This window comes from Rhodocyclus purpureus, assembly GCF_016653115.1.
GTDB classification, from domain to species: Bacteria; Pseudomonadota; Gammaproteobacteria; order Burkholderiales; family Rhodocyclaceae; genus Rhodocyclus; species Rhodocyclus purpureus.
The window spans coordinates 124,191-143,752 of record NZ_NHRX01000043.1; the positions used below are offsets into that span (position 1 = coordinate 124,191).

Genomic DNA, 19,562 nt, shown 5'->3' on the forward strand with positions numbered 1-19,562 from the left:
ACTGGATTGCCACGGCGCGACGCGCCTCGCAATGACGGAATATCAGCACATGGGGCGTTTCATCGCCTGGGGTGGCGGACCTGGCCATGAAGTTGGCGTGGCGTAACCCGACGCCGATCGATCAGAACGGCAGTTCCAGCCCCGGCCTTGCCATGAGGATGACGCGGCGGAAGTCGTCCTGGATGCGGGCGAGCGCAGCCGCATCGTCGGCCTCGAAGCGCAGGACGACGACCGGTGTCGTGTTCGACGGACGGGCGAGGCCGAAGCCGTCGGCGTACTCGACGCGCAGGCCGTCGATGGTGATGATCTCCTGCGCGCCGGTGAAGCTCGCTTCGCGCTTCAACTGGTCGATCAGCGCGAACGGTTCGCCCTCGGCCATCTTCAGGTTGAGTTCGGGCGTCGACGACGAGTTCGGCAGCGCCTTGAGCACGGCCGAGGGATCCTCGACGCGCGAAAGGATTTCGAGCAGGCGGGCGCCGGCGTAGAGGCCGTCGTCGAAGCCGTACCAGCGCTCCTTGAAGAAGACGTGGCCGCTCATCTCGCCGGCAAGCGGGGCGCCGGTCTCCCGGAGCTTGGCCTTAACCAGCGCGTGGCCGGTGTTCCACATCAGCGGCTCGCCGCCGTGCGAACGGATCCACGGCGCCAGGAGGCGCGTGCATTTGACGTCGTAGATGATCTGTCCGCCGGGGCAGCGCGAAAGCACGTCGGCGGCGAAGAGCATCAGCTGGCGATCCGGGTAGATGATCTCGCCGTCCCTGGTGACGACGCCGAGGCGGTCGCCGTCGCCGTCGAAGGCAAGCCCGATCTCGGCGTCGCCGGCGGCGAGCGCGGCGATCAGGTCCTGCAGGTTCTCGGGCTTCGAGGGGTCGGGGTGATGGTTCGGGAAGTGGCCATCGACCGTGCAGAACAGTTCGCTCACCTCGCAGCCGAGGCGGCGGAAGAGTTCGGGCGCGATGGCGCCGGCGACACCGTTACCGCAGTCGATCGCCACCTTCAGCGGCCGCGCCAGCTTCACGTCGCCGACGATGCGCTCGACGTAGGCGGCGGCGACGTCGGCGTGGCGCAAGGTCCCCTGCCCGCTCAGCAAGCGGCCCTCGTCGCTACGCCGGCGCAGGTCCTGGATCGCCTCGTTGGCCAGCGTGACGCCGCCGACGACCATCTTCAGTCCGTTGTAGTCGGGCGGATTGTGGCTGCCGGTGACCGAGACGCAACTGTTGCAGCCGAGTTCGTATGCGGCGAAATAGCTCACCGGGGTCGGCACGCAACCGATGTCGATCACATCGACGCCGGCGGCGCAGATGCCCTCGGCCAGTGCAGCGGCGAGTTCGGGACCGGACAGGCGGCCATCGCGACCGACGGCGATCGTCGTCTGCCCCTCTTCGCGTGCGAACGAGCCGAGCGCCTGGCCGATGCGGCGGACGACCGGGACGGTCAGCGTCCTGCCGACGATGCCGCGGATGTCGTAGGCCTTGAAGATCTCGGGCGGAAGCGGCAGGGTCGCAGCAGCGCTGACGGAGGCGCTGGCAGAAGGGGTCGTCGCGGCGTTCGCTTGGCTCATCTCAAACCTCGTGACAAAAGAAATAAAGGATTCGTTGCGGCAGCCAGTCGAGGTTCCCCGGCAGCGAACCGCTGACGAAACCGACGTGGCCACCGGCACGCGGGAAATCGCGCTTGGTCGCCGCAGCGACCTCGGCGGCGCCCGGCAGCACGCCCGCCGGCATGAACGGGTCATTGTGCGCGTTGATCAGCAGCGCCGGCAAGCGGATCAAAGGCAGCCAGGGTTTCGCCGACGCGCGTCGCCAGTAGTCCTCGACGCCGGCGAAACCATGCACGGGCGCGGTGAACAGGTCGTCGAACTCGTACAGCGTGCGTGCCGCAGCAAGCCGGCCAAGGTCGAGACGGCCGGCGAAGTGGCCGGGAAAGCGGACGAGCTTTGCGGCGGCGGCAGCCTTCAGCGTCTTCAGGAAGTTGTGCGTGTAGATGCGGTTGAAGCCGCGCGCGAGGTGGTGGCCGCAGGCGACGAGATCGAGCGGCGCGCTGACCGCGACGATCGCCTCGACCCGCCCAGCTGCCGCTTCGCCGCGCTCGCCCGCCCACTTCAGCAGCGCGTTGCCGCCGAGCGAGACGCCGACCGCGAGCCGGCGGCGATCGGGAAAGCGCTGCGCGATGCGCGCGAGGATCCAGTCGATCTCGTCCGAGTCGCCGGAATGGTAGGCGCGCGGCAGGCGATTCGCTTCGCCCGAACAGCCGCGGAAGTGCGGAACGACCCCGCCCCAGCCCTTCGCCAGCACGGCGCGCATCAGTGCCCGCGCATACGGGCTGTCGGAACTGCCTTCGAGGCCGTGGAAGAGGACGACCAGCGGCGGTAGCGGCGGGGCCTTGGCGCCAGGCGCCGCGTCGCCCGCAGGATCGAACCAGTCGAGGTCGATGAAGTCGCCGTCGGGAGTGTCCCAGCGCTCGCGCCGGCCCTGTGGCACAGGGCCCGGCGCGATCAAGAGCGGATAGATCGTCTGCGCGTGCGCGCCCGGCAGCCAGCCCGGCGCGCGGTAAGGCGGCGGACATAGCGGCGTCGCCGTCAGATCGGAGGATGCGCCGGACGACGCGGGCCGGGGCGATCCGGCCAGACCGGCGGCAGCGCCGGCGGGCTGCGTCAATGCAGCACCCGCCTGCTCACGCGGGGCGCGCCATCATCGTCGCCGTCGGGCAATTCGGCAGCGGCCGACGCATGGTGCGCGAGCAGGCGCCAGCCGTCGGCGCCGCGCTGGAAGACCTTGGTCGCGAGCACGTGGCTCTTCGCCTCCGGGTCGTCGGGGGAATGGAAAGTCTCGACCACGTGGTGCACCGCGAGCAGGCCACTGTTCCAGCGCACCGGCAGCGACACGCGCACGACGATGCGCGGGTTGGCAGCGAAGAGCGCGCGCCAGCGCTCGCGGATCGCCGTGGCGCCGGCCAGACGGCGGCCGTCGGGAAGCACGCAGACGATCTCCTCGTCCTCGGCCCACAGCGCCATCAGCCCCTCGAGGTCGCCGCGAGCGATCGCCTCGTAGAAGGCGGCCTCGACGTCCTCCGGGCTGGCGAGGATCAGACGCGCGGGCGGTGCCTTCATGCCGGATTCTTCCCCGCATCACCGCTCGGGGCGGCATCCGCAGTTGCTGCGGCAGCAGCGAGGCAGGCGGCGAGGACGCGCTCGACGTCGAGTCCATTGAGGCAGTCGAAGTGTCCGAGCGGACATTCGCGCTTGAAGCAGGGGCTGCAGTCGAGCCCGAGGCTCAACACGGTCGCGCGCGCCGACAGGGGCGGCGTGAATCCCGGCGATGACGAGCCGTAGAGCGCGACCAGCGGCCGGCCGAGCGCTGCGGCGACGTGCATCAGCCCCGAATCGTTGCAGACGACGACGTCGGCCAGCGCGATCAGGTCGATCGCCTGCGCGAGCGTCGTGCTGCCGCACAGGTTGCGCGGCGCCGGCCCGCTGCAGGCAGCGATCACTTCCTCGCCGATGGCGCGGTCCTTGTTCGAGCCGAACAGCCAGACGGCGAAACCCTGCGCAGCGAGCGCGTCGGCCAGTCCTGCGAAATGCCGTGCCGGCCAGCGCTTGGCCGGACCGTATTCGGCCCCCGGGCAGAAGATCGCCAGCTTCTGCGGCCGTTGCAGGCCGAGCGCGGAAAGCGCCGCCGCCTGCTGCGCGGCCGAGGACTCGAGGCGCGGCGATGGCAGCGGACGCGGCAGCAGCGCTCCCGGTGCTTCGGCGAGCTGCGCGAAGCGCTCGACCATCAGCGGCAGCGCCGTCTTGTCGAGCGTGTGCCGGCGGTTGAGCAGGATCAGGCGCGACTCGCCGGTGAAGCCGATGCGCAGCGGGATGCGCGCGAAGAACGGCACCAGCGCCGACTTCAGGGAATTGGGCAGGACGTAGGCGCGCTCGTAGCGACCGGTGGCGATCTCGCGACCGAGCCGGCGGCGCGCGCCGAGCTGCAGTTCGCCGTGGGCGAAGGGGTTGTCGATGACGCGCCCGATCTGCGGCATGCGTTCGAGCACGGGCGCCACCCAGCGCGGCGCCAGCGCGTCGAGGACGAGCTCGGGATGATGCGCCTTCAGGCGCATGAACAGGGGCTGCGCCAGGACCGTATCGCCGATCCACGCCGGCGCGACGATCAGCGCCCGCCGCCGTGGCGTGTCGACCATGCCCCCCGCCGCTGCGTTCACAGAGGTCTCCCGAACCGGCGTGGCAGCGTCAGTGCTTCGGCGCTTCGCCGTCGAACAGGTAGCGCGCGCTGCAGTACGGACAGACTGCCTCGCCGCTGCTGGTCACGTCGAGGTAGACGCGCGGGTGGCACGACCACAGCGGCGCGTCGGGACGCGGGCAGAAGAGCGGCAGGTCGTGCGCGTCGAGGTGAACGACGCGCACGGAGTCTGGCGCAGCGGGCGCCGCGCGCGTCGGATCGTCCGGGCGAACCGATTCGCTGGAACTCATCTCTCGCGTCCCCGGGGGATCAGACGTAGGCGAGCCAGTCTTCGTGTCCGGGCACGCGGCCGTGCGCGACGTCGAAGAACAGCGTCTGCAGGCGTTCGGTGATCGGACCGCGGCAACCGGCACCGATCTGGCGGTTGTCGAGTTCACGGATCGGCGTGACTTCGGCGGCGGTGCCGGTGAAGAAGGCTTCGTCGGCGCAGTAAACCTCGTCGCGCGTGATGCGCTTCTGGATCACCTCGATGCCGAGGTCGGCCGCCAGCGTCAGGATCGAGTCGCGGGTGATGCCTTCGAGACACGAGGTGAGATCGGGCGTGTACAGCTTGCCCTTCTTGACGATGAAGATGTTCTCACCGGCACCTTCGGCGACGTAGCCGTCGACGTCGAGCAGCAGCGCCTCGTCGTAGCCATCGGCGGCGACTTCCTGGTGCGCGAGGATCGAGTTCGGGTAGCTGCCGACCGACTTGGCGCGGCACATGTTCACATTGACATGGTGGCGCGTGTAGGACGAGGTCTTGACGCGGATGCCGCGCTGCATGCCTTCGGCGCCGAGGTAGGCGCCCCACGGCCAGGCCGAGATCGAGACACGCACCGAGAGCGAGGTCGCGGCGATGCCGAGCGCCTCGGAACCGAAGAAGACGAGCGGACGGATGTAGCAGGATTCGAGCTTGTTGGCACGGACGACTTCCTTCTGCGCTTCGATGAGCGTCTCGCGATCGAACGGCACCTTCATCTGGAAGATCTTGGCCGAGTTGAGCAGACGGTCGGTGTGCTCGTTGAGGCGGAAGATCGCGGTGCCCTTTTCGGCCTTGTACGCGCGAACGCCTTCAAAGACCCCCATGCCGTAGTGCAGCGTATGGGTATGGACGTGGGTGGTCGCCTCACGCCACGGCCGCAATGCGCCGTCGTACCAGATGAACCCGTCGCGATCCGACATCGACATCGTTTTTTCTCCGTTCGCAGCTAAATCAAAACGGAAATTCTAGCCGATTTCCCGGGCCGGTTGGCGGTAAAATGTGGCGCCACCCCGCAAGGAAAACCGCTCCGCATGATCTGGAAACCCAACGTCACCGTCGCCGCAGTGATCGAACGCGACGGCAAGTTCCTGCTCGTCGAGGAAGAGACCGACGACGGGATCCGCTTCAACCAGCCTGCCGGCCACCTCGAATGTGGCGAGTCGCTGCTCGACGCGGTGGTGCGCGAGACGCGCGAGGAAACCCGCTACGACTTCGTGCCGCAGGCACTGGTCGGCATCTACAACTGGCGCCACCCGGTGAAGGACCTCACCTACCTGCGCTTCGCCTTCGCCGGCGAAATCACCGGCTGCGATCCCGAGCGCGAACTCGACGAGGGCATCATCGCCGCGCGCTGGCTCTCGCTCGACGAGATCCGCGCCTCGAGCGAGCGTCACCGCAGCCCGCTGATCCTGCGCTGCGTCGAGGACTGGCTGGCCGGGCGGCGTTACCCGCTCGACCTGCTCGTGCACTACGCACAGGCCTAGATGCGCCTGCTGCAAACTGCCCCGAAGCGGCACGTGCGGCCGCGGCGCTTGGCCTTGCCGCTGTTGGCCCTGCCGATGTTCGCCGTGGCTGCGCCGCAGGACCGCGAGGCGCTGGCCCACGCAGGGAGCGGCAGCGCGAGCGCCGCGCTCGAGATCTGCTACAACTACGGCTGCCTGAGCCGGAGCGAAGTCGTCTTCAGCAACGGCGAAATGGCGCGCGTGCGCGAATTGCTCGACAGCGCCACCAACGCCGTGCAGGAGCGCGCGCTGCTCGGGCGCGTTGTCGGCCTGATGCTCGGCTGGGCGGGAGAGCGCTCGCCGATCGCCGCCGACCGCGGCGGCAACCTTGCCGATGACGCCGTCCATGGGAAAATGGACTGCATCGACCACTCGACGACGACGACCGGCCTGCTGCGGCTGCTCGCGGAGCAAGGCTGGCTGCGCTTCCACCGCGTCCTCGATCCGGTCAAGCGCACGCGCGGTCTCATCTTCGACCACTTTTCGGCGCAGATCGAGGAGATTGCGCCGGGTGAAACCACCGGCTTCGCGGCGCAAGCCGAAGCGACGACGGACAGGCTGTCGCGACGCTGGGTCGTCGACAGCTGGTTCGTCGATAACGGCCAGCCGGCGCCCGTGCTGGCACTGATCAACTGGCAGTCAGGAGAGGATCCCGATGACGATCGCAGGGAATATTGAGGAAGGTCGGGGCCGGACGGTTGTCGTCGGCCTGTCCGGAGGCGTCGATTCTTCGGTTGCCGCACTGCTCCTGAAGCAGCGCGGCTGGCACGTGGTCGGCGTCTTCATGAAGAACTGGGAAGACGACGACGACGAGGAGTACTGCTCGACGCGGCAGGACCTGATCGACGTGATGAGCATCGCCGACCGCATCGGCATCGACGTCGAGGTGGTCAATTTCGCTGCCGAGTACAAGGAACGCGTCTTCGCCGAATTCCTGCGCGAGTACGCGGCCGGGCGCACGCCGAACCCCGACGTCCTCTGCAACTCGGAGATCAAGTTCCGCGCCTTCCTCGAACACGCCCTGAAGCTCGGCGCCGAGAAGATCGCCACCGGCCACTACGCCGGCGTGCGTCCCGACCCGACCCACCCCGGTCGCTACCAGTTGCTTAAGGCCGAGGACGGCACCAAGGACCAGAGCTACTTCCTGCATCGCTTGAACCAGCAGCAGCTGGCGAAGACGCTCTTCCCGCTCGCCGACCTCTACAAGCGCGAGGTGCGCAGGATCGCCGCCGAAGCCGGGCTGCACGTCGCGGTGAAGAAGGACTCGACCGGGATCTGCTTCATCGGCGAGCGGCCGTTCAAGGAATTCCTGATGCGCTACCTGCCGCCGCAGCCGGGAGAGATCCGCGCGCTCGACGACGAGCGCGTCCTCGGCCACCACGACGGGCTCACCTACCACACCATCGGCCAGCGCAAGGGCCTGCACATCGGCGGCCGCCGCGACGGCAAGGGCGCGGCCTCAGGCGAACACGAGGCCTGGTTCGTCGCCGGCAAGGACCTCGCCAGGAACATCCTCTACGTTGTCCAGGGGCACGACCATCCGGCGCTGCAGAAGCAGGAGATCGCCGTCGAGCAGCTGTCCTGGGTCGCCGGCGAGCCGCCGCACCCGGCCTGGGTCTATGCGGCGAAGACGCGCTACCGCCAGCCCGACGCACCCTGCACCATCGAGCAGGTCGACGCCACGCGCTGCACGCTCGGCTTTGCCGAGCCGCAGTGGGCGGTGACGCCGGGCCAGTCGGCGGTCATCTACGAGAGCCGCGTCTGTCTCGGCGGCGGGGTCATCGTTTGAATGATCGCTCCTTGAGCGCAGGGCGCCAGACCGCCGCTGCGGGGGACGGCGAAGCCGGCCGCAGGCGCCTGCCGTTGCGCGCGGTGCTCGCCAGCGTCGCCGTCGCCGCGCTCGGTTACCTCGCGCTCTCGCTTTGGGCCGGCTGGCGCGACGTCGTCGCCGGCGTCGCGGCGGTCGGCCCGGCGGTGCTCGCCGGACTGCTGCTGCTCTCGCTCGCCAACTACCTCCTGCGCTTCGTGCGCTGGAGCCGTTACCTCGACCTGCTCGACGCGCCGGTACCCTGGCGGATCAACCTGTCGGCCTACTTCGCCGGTTTTGCGCTGACGACGACACCGGGCAAGCTCGGCGAGACGCTGCGCTCGGCCTTGCTGAAGCCACACGGCGTGCCGGCAGCGGCGAGCCTCGCCGCCTTCTTCGCCGAACGTGCCAGCGACCTCCTGGCGATCGTCGTCCTCGCCTCGATCGGGCTGTGGTCCTACCCGCCGGCGCGGCCCGCGGTCGGCGCCGGACTGGCGCTGGTCGTCGTCGCCCTGCTCGTCGTGCAGTCGACCCGGCTGATCGCGGCGATCGACCGCCGTGCCGCGGCGAGCCCGCACCGCTTGGCGAGCCTGGTCGTCCGCCTGTGCGAGATCGTGCTGCACTTCCGCCGCTGCTTCAGCCTGCCGGCGATGGCGATGGGCCTCGGGCTCGGCGTCGTCGCCTGGCTCGCCGAGGGGATCGGCTTCTGGTGGCTGCTCGACGCGCTCGGCGCACCGCTGCCGCTCGCCGAGGCCGTCTTCATCTACGCCTTCGCCATGCTCATCGGCGGCCTTTCCTTCCTGCCGGGCGGTCTCGGCGGCAGTGAGGCGGTGATGATCGGCCTGCTCTCGCTGCACGGCCTGCCCGAAGCGAGCGCGGTCACGGCGACGCTGATCTGCCGGCTGGCGACCTTGTGGTTCGCGGTCGCCCTGGGCGCGCTCTTCCTCGCCCGGCAGCGCTGACCCGCATGAATCTGGAAAAGACAGTTGGCCACGAAATGCACGAAAAATGATTCATGTGCTTCAACAGCGAGCGCAAACGAGCTTGGGTTATCCACCGAACGACGACAACCCGATGCCTTGTTTCGTGTTTTTCGTGGCAGGGAAGAGGTTTCAAGTATGAATGCACTCGCGGCAGTCCCCAGCACAAGCCCGGCCGCGGCGCCCATTCCGGAGGGAGCGGCGGCAGCCGTAAACGGGAGCCACCCATGGCACTGAACTCCTGGGGACTGCGTCCGAACGCGCCGGCGGCGCAGGAGATCGTCCGCCGCGACCGCCAGGCCGAACTGCCGCAGGTCGAGGGCACGCTCCTGCCCTTCGGCAACGGCCGCAGCTACGGCGACTCCTGCCTCAACAGCGGCGGCACTCTGCTGCTGACGCGCGGCTGCGACCGCTTCATCGACTTCGCGCCGATCGACGAGACGCGCGCGCGGCTCGTCTGCGACGCTGGCGTGCTGCTCGCCGAGATCATCGAGCTCTTCTTGCCGCGCGGCTGGTTCCTGCCGGTGACGCCGGGAACCCGCTTCGTCACCGTCGGCGGCGCCATCGCCAACGACGTGCATGGCAAGAACCATCACCGCGCCGGCAGCTTCGGCAACCACGTCCGCCGCTTCGAGTTGCTGCGCTCGGACGGCAGCCGGCGCATCTGCTCGGCCACCGAGAACGCCAACTGGTTCGCCGCCACCGTCGGCGGACTCGGGCTCACCGGCCTGATCACCTGGGCCGAGATCGAACTCCGCCGCGTCGGCAGCGACGCCCTCGACGTCAGCAACACGCGCTTCGAGGGCCTCGACGAGTTCTGGGCGATCAACGCGGCCGCCGAGGCGCAGCACGAATACGCGGTGGCCTGGATCGACTGTCTGGCCAGACGCCCGCGCGGCATCTTCATGGCCGGCGACCACGTCGGCGGCGACGGAACCGCCGAGCCTGCTGCCAGCCAGGCGCGGCGAGCGCTCAAGGCGCCGTTCACGCCGCCGTTCTCGCCCTTGAACGCGCTGACGCTGCGCGCCTTCAACACCGCCTACTACCACCGGCCGCTGCCGGCCAGGGCGCGCTCGCCGCTCTTGCCCTACTTCTACCCGCTCGACGGCATCCTCGAGTGGAACCGGCTCTACGGCCGGCGCGGCTTCTACCAGTACCAGTGCGTCGTGCCGAAGGGCGCCGAAGCGGCGATCGACGAGATGCTGGCGGCGATCTCGACCTCCGGCCAGGGCTCGCTGCTCGCGGTGCTGAAGACCTTCGGCGCGCCCGAGGCGCACACCCCGCCCGGCCTGCTCTCGTTCCCGCTGGCCGGGGCGACGCTGGCACTCGACTTCCCCGATCGCGACGAAGAAACCGAAGCGCTGTTCGCCCGCCTCGACGCGATCGTCGCCGCCGCCGGCGGCCGCCTCTATCCGGCCAAGGACGCGCGCATGCCGCGCTCGCTGTTCAGGGCCGGCTACGCGAAGGTCGAGGAATTCGCGCGCTTCGTCGACCCGAAGTTCTCGTCGAACTTCTGGCGGCGCGTCATCGACTAGACTTCCGCCGCGCCGGCAAGCCCCACCCGGCAACGGCTACCACTCGGAGACGATTCATGCAGAAGATCCTCGTCATTGGCGCCACCTCGGCAATTGCCGAAGCCACCTGCCGGCGCTGGGCTGCGCGCGGCGACGCGCTCTTCCTCGTTGCGCGTGACGCGGCGCGCCTCGAGGCGATCGCCGCCGACCTCTCAGTGCGCGGCGCGGCAGCCGTCGGTAGTTTCGCGATGGACGCGACCGACTTCGCCGCCCATGCCGCGATGTTCGCCGCCGCGCAGGCGGCGCTCGGCCGGATCGACGTCGCGCTGATCGCGCACGGGACGCTGCCCGAGCAGAAGGCCTGCGAAGCCTCGGTCGAGGAAACGCTGGCGGCGATCGAGGTGAACGGCACTTCGGTGATCGCGCTGGCGACGCGCATCGGCGCGCAGCTCGAGGCACAGAACTCCGGCGTGCTCGCGGTGATCGGCTCGGTCGCCGGCGACCGCGGCCGCGCCAGTAACTACGTCTATGGCGCGGCCAAGGGGATGGTCGACATCTTCATGCAGGGGATGCGCCACCGGCTGGCGAAGAGCGGTGCGCAGGCGCTGATCATCAAGCCCGGCTTCGTCGACACGCCGATGACCGCCAGTTTCAGCAAGGGCGCGCTGTGGGCCAAGCCCGACGACATCGCGCGCGGCATCGTCAAGGCCGTCGACCAGCGCCGCGACCAGGTCTACCTGCCGGGATTCTGGCGCTTCATCATGCTCGTGATCCGCCACATCCCCCAGGCCATCTTCAAGAAGACTTCGCTGTAAGGGCCGCTTGAAGCTTGCTTGCGCAAGCAGACGGAAGATTCCTGCGGAGAAAGTGATTGCTCAGCCACTGACCCAGCAAGCGACAGTGTCCAGCAGACGACGAAGAGCGTGTTCTGTCGCCGTTACTGTAATCAGGCTTATCCTTGATCGCACCAGTGCTGGTTTATACGGCACATGTTCCGTTTGAAATCGGCACGGCGTTTCTCTTCTGCCCTCAGCCTTTCGTTTTTCACTTTGGCGGCATCCGACAAGGAGGTCTGCTCTCCGGGGCAGGAGGAACTCTGTTCCGCGCTCTCGATGAACAAATTGACGTCGTCATCGGGCACGTAATAGATGTCGCTGCGGCGGAAGACGTACCGGTTGTTCTCTGCAATGCTGGTCGTGATGAGGATTTCCGTCTTGGTCGGCGAGGCCGCAGTACCGGCAATGACATCCGCGAGCGCCAAGCCCCCCATCAGGGCAATGTTTTCCTGGCCCCGGCTGAGCTCAGATAAAGCTGCATTGCGCAGCACGGCCACCCCCGCGCCCAGCGCAGTCAGTTCTCCCGGACGGTAGTGCCTCATGCTTGCATGATGCTGGATGACCCGGGCCTCGTATTGAACCTGGAGGTCGGCGTCTCCCTGCCCACCTGATTGCCAGTCTCCGCCCGTGTTGCAGACGCTGACCGGCAGGTTGCGGTTTACCAGATGGGTGATCATCAGGTCGCGCATGGCTGCATCGAATGAACTCGCATCGGGCTTGCGCGGCAGGTGGATGGTCCGGTTCTGCAGGCCTGGCGTGGCGTTGATCTTTTCCGTCGTCTGGGCAACGACGTCCCCGGCAACCACATCCCAGTGATGCGCGGTTCTTGCGACCTTCTGATAGGAAACCGGGAAGTTTTCCGCAACCGGTACGGGGGAAGCGCATCCGAATAGCGCGGACGAGATGCCGGCGATCAGAACGGCGGAAGTTTTCTTCATCACGAGGCCTTTCGCATGGAGATGAGCGCAATACGCGCACATGATAAACAAAACTCACAAGCAGAAACAGCATTCCATTCGAGTTCGCGCTTGGCAAGAAGGGAAGCGATCGCCATATGCCGACATGGCTCAGCCTCGGCAAAAGGCCCGAGCCATTTCCTCTGCGCATTGGCTCAAAGGACTCGGGTACCGTTGAGCGCCAACTTGTGCCAGTCGAAATGCGGGCCGGGGTCGGTCTTGCGCCCGGGCGCGATGTCGGAATGCGCGGCCAGCCCCTCGATCGGGTAGCGTGTGCGCAGCCCCGCGATCAGCCGGCGCAGCACGCGGTACTGGGCCGCGGTGAAGGAGTGGAAGTCGTCGCCTTCGAGTTCGATCCCGAGCGAGAAGTCGTTGCAGCGCTCGCGCCCGCGCCAGCAGGAGACACCGGCGTGCCAGGCGCGGCGGTCGCCGGAGACGAACTGGACCAGTTGCCCGTCGCGGCGGATCAGGAAATGGGCTGAAACGCGCAGGCCGGCGATGCAGGCGAAGAAGGGGTGCGCCGAGGGGTCGAGCGTGTTGGTGAACAGGCGGAAGACATCGTCACCGCCGAACTGCCCCGGCGGCAGGCTGATCGCGTGGATGACGACGAGGCGGATCGCTTCTCCGGGCGGCCGCTCGTCGCAGTTCGGTGATTCGATCCGGCGCGCGCCGATCACCCAGCCCTGATCGTCGAGCGCCAGTGCTGCGCCGCGGCCACGCCGTATCCCGGAGCACGGATTCGCGGCTGCCGCCGCTCCCACGAGTAGCGAGCCCCGCTCGCTCACGGCGGCGCGCTCGTCTGCCACGACCGACGTGCCGGCAGCGTCGCCGCTCAGCACCGGCCACCCCGCAAAAACTTCCCACACCCAATCAAATAAAAGCCCATAGAACCGACTTCAATCCCACTTTCAGGCATAAAAAAGGGCCCAGAAGGGCCTAATCCCCGCTTTTATTCTCTGCGGCGTTCCGGTGTTCGGCGCAGCAGTAATTGCGCTCGCCGCTGCGCAGGGCGTCCCCCTCGGGGACGTTCACGCCACACCAGGCACAGGCCACCATGCGCTCGGGCAGGCGCTCCTGCGGCGCGCGCGCAGGCGTACGCGGTGCGCTCAGGCGGCGCCAGAAATACCACCCGCCCACGGCCAGGAGGATAAGCAAAATGAATTTGAGCATGGTCTTCCATCGCGCCTGCCGGGACCGTTCGGAAGCGGCATCGGCAGTCCATTTAGTAAAACTAATTTACTGAAGATCAACAACTTGGAGCACTTTTCATACCCGATTTTCATCATGTGAAATTTTGGCTGGCAAGCCGGCGCGGGCGGGTCTTAAAATACCAGCCCTTCGGCGCGCCGCCGCTCCGACAACGCTACTTCGCCACTCTTTTGCAAGGAAATCAAGCAATGTCTTCCGCATCCCGAGTCCTCAACCCAGCGCTGCGCAGCAAGATCATGTCCGCCGACGAAGCGGCTGCGCTGATCCCCTCCGGCGTCAATGTCGGCATGAGCGGCTTCACCGGCTCGGGCTATCCGAAGCTGGTCCCGGCCGCGCTCGCGCGCCACATCAACGAGCGTAACGCCGCCGGTGAAAAGTTCAGGATCGGCGTGTGGACCGGCGCTTCGACCGCGCCCGAACTCGACGGCGCGCTGGCGTCGGTCGACGGCGTCGAAATGCGCCTGCCCTACCAGTCCGACCCGACCTGCCGCAAGCGCATCAACGCCGGCGAGATGGAATACATCGACATCCACCTGTCGCACGTCGCGCAGTTCGTCTGGTTCGGCCACCTCGGCAAGCTCGACATCGCGGTCGTCGAAGTCGCCGGCATCCGCGAGGACGGCAGCCTGATCCCGTGCTCGTCGATCGGCAACAACAAGACCTGGCTCGACCAGGCCGACAAGATCATCCTCGAGGTCAATTCCTGGCAGAACCTGCAGCTCGAGGGCATGCACGACATCTACTACGGCACGCAGCTGCCGCCGAACCGCCTGCCGATCCCGATCGTCGGCCCCGGCGACCGCATCGGCGAAGCCTACTACCGCTGCGACCCGAGCAAGGTCATCGCCGTCGTCGAGACCAACGCGCCCGACCGCAACACGCCGTTCACGCCGCCCGACGCCGACTCCAAGCGAATCGCCGGCCACATCATCGAGTTCCTCGAACACGAGGTGAAGAAGGGCCGCCTGCCGGCAAACCTGCTGCCGCTGCAGTCGGGCGTCGGCAACATCGCCAACGCGGTGATGGCCGGCCTCGCCGACAGCCCGTTCGAGCACCTCACCGCCTATACGGAAGTGCTGCAGGACGGCATGCTCGAACTGATCAAGTCGGGCAAGATGGACTTCGCCTCGGCGACCGCCTTCTCGCTCTCGCCGACCGCGCTCGCCGACCTCAACGCGCACCTCGCCGACTTCCGCCAGAAGATCCTGCTGCGCCCGCAGGAAATCAGCAACCACCCCGAAGTCATCCGCCGCCTCGGCATCATCGCCATGAACGGGATGATCGAGGCCGACATCTACGGCAACGTGAATTCGACGCACGTCATGGGCAGCGCGATCATGAACGGCATCGGCGGCTCGGGCGACTTCGCACGCAACGCCTACCTGTCGATGTTCATGACCCCGTCGGTGGCCAAGGGCGGTGCCATCTCCTGCATCGTGCCGATGGTTTCTCACGTCGACCACACCGAGCACGACGTGCAGGTGATCGTCACCGAGCAGGGGCTGGCCGACCTGCGCGGCCTGTCGCCGAAGCAGCGCGCCCGCGAGGTGATCGAGAAGTGCTCGCACCCCGACTTCAAGCCGATGCTCCAGGACTACTACGAGCGCGCCCTGCGCGAAGCCTCCGGCCGCCAGACGCCGCACATCCTCGACGAGGCGCTGTCCTGGCACAGCCGCTACCTGAAGACGGGCAGCATGCGCTGATCGTCACGGGAGAGCACGCTCTCCCGTGCAGCGGATGGGGAATGCCACTCTAACGAGCGGCATTCCATTTTTTTGGTGCGGAAACCCCAGATCGGCTCGCAGTAGCCCCGTGCCTGCCTTCCCTGCGTGAGCAGGGTGACCGAAAGCGCCCTCGCCGGATTCGGCCAGCAGCGTGATCTCAGTAGGTATCCGTCGGACCAGGCAGGTCATCAGCAGCCTTGTCCAGAATAGCCATGGCATCTGCAGTGGTGGTCGACGCAGCAAGCTGGCGTAGTTTGGTCATGTAAAGCATCTGCTCACGGATCAACAATCCATCGTGTATCAGTTCAGCATAAAGACGGTTCTCGGAGACCCCCAGCTCTTCGGCCAGACGCCTGCCGCGATCACGCTCATCACTCTGAATTCTAAGGGGAAAAGAGCTTTTGCTCACGATTGTCTCCTAGTGGGGCAGCGAGTGCATCAACTGACCGGGCGTAACTGCGGCAACCTGCGGAAAACGAAGTTCCGCACGCGCGAAATCTTTAATCTTGTGGGTGACGATAGTACAGGGCCACGCGGCTATCGCGATCTCAAGGACAAAGTTGTCACCTTCATCCGGCAGGTTCGGTCGCCACAGGTAGCGGACATCGATCTCGGTCGCTTTTATCAGCAACTGCGCAAGGACGATCTCGATCTCATGGAAGGAAAGATTCGTGTCAGCGAGTATTTCAGGCCGGCTCAGGACATCACGGTACTCGTAGACGAGCTTCTGATGAGTCACCAAAGGCAGGACGCCGAGCAAACCCAAGCGGACAATCGCGTTGCTCGCTCCAGTTCTGGATCGAAAGGCCGCTACAAGAATGTTGGTGTCGAGCAGGTATCGCATACGCTCAATGATATCAATAACGATATCTCTTCGCGAATGACCGAGCTCAAATGATGAGCAGAATGCTCGATGAAGCAAGCAAGGTCGGGTTGGCGCAGCGTAGCAGCGTAACCCGACACTTCGCTCAGACGGCCCCGCAAGCCTCCAGCCTTGCCACCTCATCCGCGGAAAACCCCCACGCGCCGAGCACATCCTGCGCCGGCCCCGCCGCCCGCGGCGATGTCGGCCGCTCCGGAACACTGCGCGAAAAGCGCGGCGCCGGCGCTGGCTGGATGACGCCGTCGATGTCGATGAAGGTGCCTCGCGCGACGTTGTGCGGGTGGCGCGCTGCCTCGTCCATGTCGAGCACCGGTGCGACGCAGGCGTCGCTGCCCTCCATCAACGCACACCACTCGTCGCGCGTCTTGCCGAGGATGATCGCGGCGAGCTTTTCCTTGAGGATCGGCCACTGGCGGCGGTCCCACTGCGTCCTGAAGTCGGGGTCTTCGATCCCCGCCTTCTCCAGGAACAGCGCGTAGAACTGCGACTCGATCGGGCCGATCGAGATGTATTTGCCGTCGGCGCAGCGGTAGGTGTCGTAGAAATGCGCGCCGCCGTCGAGCAGGTTGCTGCCGCGCTGCTGCGTCCATTCGCCCATCGCCTTCAGCGTGTACATCATGGTCATCAGCGTCGCGCAGCCGTCGGTCATCGCGGCGTCGACGACCTGTCCCTTTCCCGACCCCTTCGCTTCGAGCAGCGCCGCAAGCACGCCGAAGGCGAGGAACAGCGCGCCGCCGCCGCAGTCGGCGACGAGGTTGAGCGGGACCACCGGCTTGCCGCCCTTCTCGCCGATCGCGTGCAAGGCGCCCGAGAGCGAGAGGTAGTTGATGTCGTGGCCGGCGGCATGGGTGAGCGTCCCGCTCTGGCCCCAGCCGGTCATCCGGCCATAGACGAGACGCGGGTTGCGCTCAAGGCAGGGCTCCGGCCCGAGCCCGAGGCGCTCCATCACGCCAGGCCGGAAGCCCTCGATCAGCGCGTCGGCGGAAGCGATCAGTTGCAGCGCGGCGGCGATTCCCTCGGGTTTTTTGAGGTCGAGCGCGATCACCCGGCGAGAGCGGTTGAGGATGTCGATCTTCGGGTCGAACAGATCGGCGCTCGGCCTGCCGCCGGCCGAGGGCTTGCGCTCGATGCGCAGCACCTCGGCGCCGAGGTCGGCGAGCAGCATCGCCGCCATCGGTGCCGGACCGAGCGCGGCGAATTCGACGACCTTGATCCCGTGCAGGGGTCCCATCTCGTCTCCCGACAGGACAGTTTGCAACAAACTGTCCCTATATTTTTAAGTCGCCAGCGTACGGCCGATGACCAGGCGCTGGATGTCGTTGGCGCCTTCGTAGATCTGGCAGACGCGGACGTCGCGATAGATGCGCTCGACCGGGAAGTCGGAGACGTAGCCGTAGCCGCCGTGGATCTGGATCGCGTCGGAGCAGACCTTCTCGGCGATCTCGGACGAGAACATCTTGGCCATCGACGCTTCGACCAGGCAGGGCCTGCCGGCGTCGCGCAGGGAGGCGGCGTGCAGGACCAGCTGGCGCGCGGCCTCGACCTGCGTCGCCATGTCGGCGAGACGGAAGTTCACCGCCTGGTGCTCGATGATCGGCTTGCCGAAGGTCTCGCGTTCCCTGGCGTACTTCACCGCGGCGTCGAGCGCCGCACGCGCCATTCCCACCGCCTGCGCGGCGATGCCGATGCGGCCGGCTTCGAGGTTGGCGAGCGCGATGCGGTAGCCGTCGCCCGGCTTGCCGAGCAGCGCCGACGCGGGAACGCGACAGTTCTCGAAGATGATCGTCGCCGTGTCCGAGCAGTGCTGGCCCATCTTGTCCTCGACGCGCGCGACGATGTAGCCGGGCGTGCTGGTCGGCACCAGGAAGCAGGAGATCCCCTTCTTGCCGGCCGCCTTGTCGGTGACCGCGAAGACGATGGCGACGTCGGCGTGCTTGCCGGTGGTGATGAACTGCTTGACGCCATTGAGCACGTAGCCCTCGCCCGCCTCGTCCTGCACCCGGTCGGCGCGCGTGGTGATCGCCGACGCGTCGGAACCCGTGTGCGGCTCGGTCAGGCAGAAGCAGCCCAACTTCTCGCCGCGCGCGAGTCCCGGCAGCCAGGTTGCCTTCTGCTCCTGCGTGCCGTACTTGTGCACGATCCCGCAGGGCAGCGAGTTCTGCACGCTGACGATGGTCGAGATGGCGCCGTCGCCGGCGGCGATCTCTTCGAGCGCCAGCGCCAGCGACACGTAGTCGAGGCCGGCGCCGCCCCATTCCTCGGGGACGACCATGCCGAGCGCGCCGAGCTGGCCGAGTTCGCGCAGGAGCGCGAGCGGGAATTCGTGCGTGCGGTCGCGCTCGCCGGCGCTCGGCGCCAGGCGCTCCTGCGCGAAGGCGCGCAGCGAGTCGCGGATCATTTCCTGTTCCTGGGTGAGGATCATGTCAGAGCATCTCCACGCCGACGGCAACTGCCTCGCCGCCGCCGATGCACAGCGAGGCGACGCCCTTCTTCTTGCCGTACTGCCGGAGCGCGCCGAGCAGCGTCACCAGGATGCGCGCGCCGGAAGCGCCGATCGGGTGGCCGAGCGCGCAGGCGCCGCCATGGACGTTGACCTTGTCGACATCGAGCTTGAGGTCGTGGATCGCGGCCATGGTGACGACGGCGAAGGCCTCGTTGATTTCCCAGAAATCGACGTCGGCGACGCTCCAGCCGGTCTTCTTGAGAAGCTTCTCCATCGCGAACACCGGCGCGGTGGTGAACAGGTTCGGCTCCTGCGCATGCGTCGTGTGGCCGACGATCTTCGCGAGCGGCTTGAGGCCGAGCGCGTTGGCCTTCGAGGCCTTCATCAGGACGACGGCAGCCGCGCCGTCGGAGATCGACGACGAGTTGGCCGGGGTGACGGTGCCGTCCTTCCTGAACGCAGGCTTCAGTCCCGGGATCTTGTCGATCTGCGCCTTCAGCGGCTGCTCGTCGCGCTCGACGAGCACGTCGCCCTTGCGCCCGGAGACCGTCACCGGAGCGATTTCCCAGGCGAACAGGCCCTCGTTGATCGCCTTTTGCGCGCGCGTCGTCGAGCGGATCGCGAACTCGTCCTGCGCCTGGCGCGTGAAGCCGTAGGACTCGGCGCATTCCTCGGCGAAGGTGCCCATCAGGCGGCCCTTCTGGTAGGCATCCTCGAGCCCGTCGAGGAACATGTGGTCGAAAACCTGGCCGTGGCCGAGACGGTAGCCGCCGCGCGCCTTCGGCAGCAGGTAGGGCGCGCCGCTCATCGACTCCTGACCGCCGGCGACGCCGACCTCGAAAGCGCCGGCGACGATGCCGTCGTGCACCTGCATCACGGCCTTCAGTGCCGAGCCGCACATCTTGTTGATCGTCGTACAGCCGGCCGACAGCGGCAGGCCGGCGCCGAGTGCCGCCTGACGTCCGGGTGCCTGGCCGATTCCGGCCTGCAGCACGTTGCCGAAGACGACTTCCTCGACCAGTTCCGGCGCGATCCCAGCGCGCTCGACGGCGGCGCGGATCGCGACCGCGCCGAGTTGCGGCGCGGAAAGGCTGTTGAAATCACCCTGGAAGCCGCCCATCGGCGTGCGGGCAGCGGAAACGATGACGATCGGGTCTGCGTGCGACATGAAAGACTCCTTGTCCGATAACGAAGTTGGCGAATACGGGAGATGCTGGAAGATGCGG

21 protein-coding genes are annotated in these 19,562 nt (G+C 67.2%); 7 read left to right on the top strand and 14 right to left on the bottom strand.

Annotated features, from left to right (window positions below; translation table 11 throughout):
• Positions 1–121: 121 nt before the first annotated feature.
• Genes CCR84_RS09010 through CCR84_RS09035 form a run of 6 tightly spaced genes read right to left on the bottom strand, consistent with a single transcriptional unit; the run spans position 122 to position 5,408 of the window.
• Entirely contained in the window at positions 122–1,558 is a 1,437-nt protein-coding gene (locus CCR84_RS09010) for a phosphomannomutase/phosphoglucomutase (RefSeq protein ID WP_201211504.1), read from the bottom strand.
• A 1-nt stretch (position 1,559) separates the two neighbouring features.
• Positions 1,560–2,654, bottom strand: coding sequence for a hydrolase (locus CCR84_RS09015; protein ID WP_242508630.1), 1,095 nt, complete (start codon positions 2,652–2,654; stop codon positions 1,560–1,562).
• The gene (locus CCR84_RS09020; RefSeq protein ID WP_201211505.1) at positions 2,651–3,106 is read right to left on the bottom strand and encodes a YybH family protein; all 456 of its coding nucleotides are present in this window, start codon (positions 3,104–3,106) and stop codon (positions 2,651–2,653) included. The genes CCR84_RS09015 and CCR84_RS09020 overlap by 4 nt, the downstream gene beginning before the upstream one ends.
• Positions 3,103–4,200 (bottom strand): lipopolysaccharide heptosyltransferase II, encoded by a 1,098-nt coding sequence (gene waaF, locus CCR84_RS09025; protein WP_338052591.1) that lies wholly within the window; start codon positions 4,198–4,200, stop codon positions 3,103–3,105. The genes CCR84_RS09020 and waaF overlap by 4 nt, the downstream gene beginning before the upstream one ends.
• 28 nt (positions 4,201–4,228) lie before the next feature.
• Positions 4,229–4,468, bottom strand: coding sequence for a zinc-finger domain-containing protein (locus CCR84_RS16475; protein ID WP_201211506.1), 240 nt, complete (start codon positions 4,466–4,468; stop codon positions 4,229–4,231).
• 19 nt (positions 4,469–4,487) lie between these two features.
• A complete protein-coding gene (locus CCR84_RS09035) occupies positions 4,488–5,408 on the bottom strand; it encodes a branched-chain amino acid transaminase (RefSeq protein ID WP_201211507.1) in 921 nt (306 codons plus the stop codon).
• Between the two features lie 105 nt (positions 5,409–5,513).
• Here CCR84_RS09035 and CCR84_RS09040 point away from each other — a divergent pair, with 105 nt between their 5' ends.
• From CCR84_RS09040 to CCR84_RS09065, 6 genes are all read left to right on the top strand, one after another.
• Complete coding sequence (locus tag CCR84_RS09040) at positions 5,514–5,966, top strand: NUDIX hydrolase (protein ID WP_201211508.1); 453 nt, start codon at positions 5,514–5,516, stop codon at positions 5,964–5,966.
• A gap of 54 nt (positions 5,967–6,020) precedes the next feature.
• On the top strand, positions 6,021–6,662 hold the full coding sequence (locus CCR84_RS09045) for a hypothetical protein (RefSeq protein ID WP_242508631.1): 642 nt from the start codon (positions 6,021–6,023) through the stop codon (positions 6,660–6,662).
• Positions 6,640–7,773: a tRNA 2-thiouridine(34) synthase MnmA gene (gene mnmA / locus CCR84_RS09050; protein WP_201211510.1), complete on the top strand. Its 1,134-nt coding sequence runs from the start codon at positions 6,640–6,642 to the stop codon at positions 7,771–7,773. Before CCR84_RS09045 ends, mnmA begins: the two co-directional genes overlap by 23 nt.
• Positions 7,774–7,784: 11 nt before the next feature.
• Entirely contained in the window at positions 7,785–8,753 is a 969-nt protein-coding gene (locus CCR84_RS09055; protein ID WP_201211511.1) for a lysylphosphatidylglycerol synthase transmembrane domain-containing protein, read from the top strand.
• Between the two features lie 245 nt (positions 8,754–8,998).
• Positions 8,999–10,306, top strand: coding sequence for an FAD-binding oxidoreductase (locus CCR84_RS09060; protein ID WP_201211513.1), 1,308 nt, complete (start codon positions 8,999–9,001; stop codon positions 10,304–10,306).
• Between the two features lie 56 nt (positions 10,307–10,362).
• A complete protein-coding gene (locus tag CCR84_RS09065; protein WP_201211515.1) occupies positions 10,363–11,100 on the top strand; it encodes an SDR family oxidoreductase in 738 nt (245 codons plus the stop codon).
• Positions 11,101–11,237: 137 nt separating this feature from the next.
• Here the strand turns inward: CCR84_RS09065 and CCR84_RS09070 are convergent, their stop codons facing one another.
• From CCR84_RS09070 to CCR84_RS09080, 3 genes are all read right to left on the bottom strand, one after another.
• Positions 11,238–12,059 carry a hypothetical protein gene (locus tag CCR84_RS09070; protein WP_201211517.1) on the bottom strand — a complete coding sequence of 274 codons (822 nt, stop codon included), beginning with the start codon at positions 12,057–12,059 and terminating at the stop codon, positions 11,238–11,240.
• Between the two features lie 173 nt (positions 12,060–12,232).
• Complete coding sequence (gene ampD / locus CCR84_RS09075; RefSeq protein WP_201211578.1) at positions 12,233–12,778, bottom strand: 1,6-anhydro-N-acetylmuramyl-L-alanine amidase AmpD; 546 nt, start codon at positions 12,776–12,778, stop codon at positions 12,233–12,235.
• Between the two features lie 235 nt (positions 12,779–13,013).
• Positions 13,014–13,247: a PP0621 family protein gene (locus CCR84_RS09080; RefSeq protein WP_201211519.1), complete on the bottom strand. Its 234-nt coding sequence runs from the start codon at positions 13,245–13,247 to the stop codon at positions 13,014–13,016.
• A gap of 227 nt (positions 13,248–13,474) precedes the next feature.
• On the opposite strand from CCR84_RS09080, the gene CCR84_RS09085 reads away from it, so the two are divergent.
• Complete coding sequence (locus tag CCR84_RS09085) at positions 13,475–14,989, top strand: acetyl-CoA hydrolase/transferase family protein (protein WP_201211521.1); 1,515 nt, start codon at positions 13,475–13,477, stop codon at positions 14,987–14,989.
• Between the two features lie 178 nt (positions 14,990–15,167).
• On the opposite strand, the gene CCR84_RS09090 is transcribed toward CCR84_RS09085, so the two are convergent.
• From CCR84_RS09090 to CCR84_RS09110, 5 genes are read right to left on the bottom strand one after another with little or no spacing between them, the layout of a single operon-like run.
• Positions 15,168–15,419: a hypothetical protein gene (locus CCR84_RS09090; protein ID WP_201211523.1), complete on the bottom strand. Its 252-nt coding sequence runs from the start codon at positions 15,417–15,419 to the stop codon at positions 15,168–15,170.
• A gap of 9 nt (positions 15,420–15,428) precedes the next feature.
• The gene (locus CCR84_RS16905) at positions 15,429–16,046 is read right to left on the bottom strand and encodes a PIN domain-containing protein (RefSeq protein ID WP_420825389.1); all 618 of its coding nucleotides are present in this window, start codon (positions 16,044–16,046) and stop codon (positions 15,429–15,431) included.
• Positions 15,979–17,124, bottom strand: a complete 1,146-nt coding sequence (locus CCR84_RS09100) for a CaiB/BaiF CoA transferase family protein (RefSeq protein ID WP_201211527.1) — start codon at positions 17,122–17,124, stop codon at positions 15,979–15,981. The genes CCR84_RS16905 and CCR84_RS09100 overlap by 68 nt, the downstream gene beginning before the upstream one ends.
• 45 nt (positions 17,125–17,169) lie before the next feature.
• Entirely contained in the window at positions 17,170–18,315 is a 1,146-nt protein-coding gene (locus CCR84_RS09105; protein ID WP_201211529.1) for an acyl-CoA dehydrogenase family protein, read from the bottom strand.
• A 1-nt stretch (position 18,316) separates the two neighbouring features.
• Complete coding sequence (locus CCR84_RS09110; RefSeq protein ID WP_201211531.1) at positions 18,317–19,504, bottom strand: acetyl-CoA C-acetyltransferase; 1,188 nt, start codon at positions 19,502–19,504, stop codon at positions 18,317–18,319.
• Positions 19,505–19,562: the final 58 nt, after the last annotated feature.

Bases quoted from the DNA above. Each gene is read 5' to 3' on its own strand.
- CCR84_RS09010 (WP_201211504.1), bottom strand. From the start codon at position 1,558: ATGAGCCAAGCGAACGCCGCGACGACCCCTTCTGCCAGCGCCTCCGTC.
- CCR84_RS09020 (WP_201211505.1), bottom strand. From the start codon at position 3,106: ATGAAGGCACCGCCCGCGCGTCTGATCCTCGCCAGCCCGGAGGACGTC.
- CCR84_RS16475 (WP_201211506.1), bottom strand. From the start codon at position 4,468: ATGAGTTCCAGCGAATCGGTTCGCCCGGACGATCCGACGCGCGCGGCG.
- CCR84_RS09035 (WP_201211507.1), bottom strand. From the start codon at position 5,408: ATGTCGATGTCGGATCGCGACGGGTTCATCTGGTACGACGGCGCATTG.
- CCR84_RS09040 (WP_201211508.1), top strand. From the start codon at position 5,514: ATGATCTGGAAACCCAACGTCACCGTCGCCGCAGTGATCGAACGCGAC.
- mnmA (WP_201211510.1), top strand. From the start codon at position 6,640: ATGACGATCGCAGGGAATATTGAGGAAGGTCGGGGCCGGACGGTTGTC.
- CCR84_RS09060 (WP_201211513.1), top strand. From the start codon at position 8,999: ATGGCACTGAACTCCTGGGGACTGCGTCCGAACGCGCCGGCGGCGCAG.
- CCR84_RS09065 (WP_201211515.1), top strand. From the start codon at position 10,363: ATGCAGAAGATCCTCGTCATTGGCGCCACCTCGGCAATTGCCGAAGCC.
- CCR84_RS09070 (WP_201211517.1), bottom strand. From the start codon at position 12,059: ATGAAGAAAACTTCCGCCGTTCTGATCGCCGGCATCTCGTCCGCGCTA.
- CCR84_RS09080 (WP_201211519.1), bottom strand. From the start codon at position 13,247: ATGCTCAAATTCATTTTGCTTATCCTCCTGGCCGTGGGCGGGTGGTAT.
- CCR84_RS09085 (WP_201211521.1), top strand. From the start codon at position 13,475: ATGTCTTCCGCATCCCGAGTCCTCAACCCAGCGCTGCGCAGCAAGATC.
- CCR84_RS16905 (WP_420825389.1), bottom strand. From the start codon at position 16,046: ATGTGCTCGGCGCGTGGGGGTTTTCCGCGGATGAGGTGGCAAGGCTGG.
- CCR84_RS09100 (WP_201211527.1), bottom strand. From the start codon at position 17,124: ATGGGACCCCTGCACGGGATCAAGGTCGTCGAATTCGCCGCGCTCGGT.
- CCR84_RS09105 (WP_201211529.1), bottom strand. From the start codon at position 18,315: ATGATCCTCACCCAGGAACAGGAAATGATCCGCGACTCGCTGCGCGCC.
- CCR84_RS09110 (WP_201211531.1), bottom strand. From the start codon at position 19,504: ATGTCGCACGCAGACCCGATCGTCATCGTTTCCGCTGCCCGCACGCCG.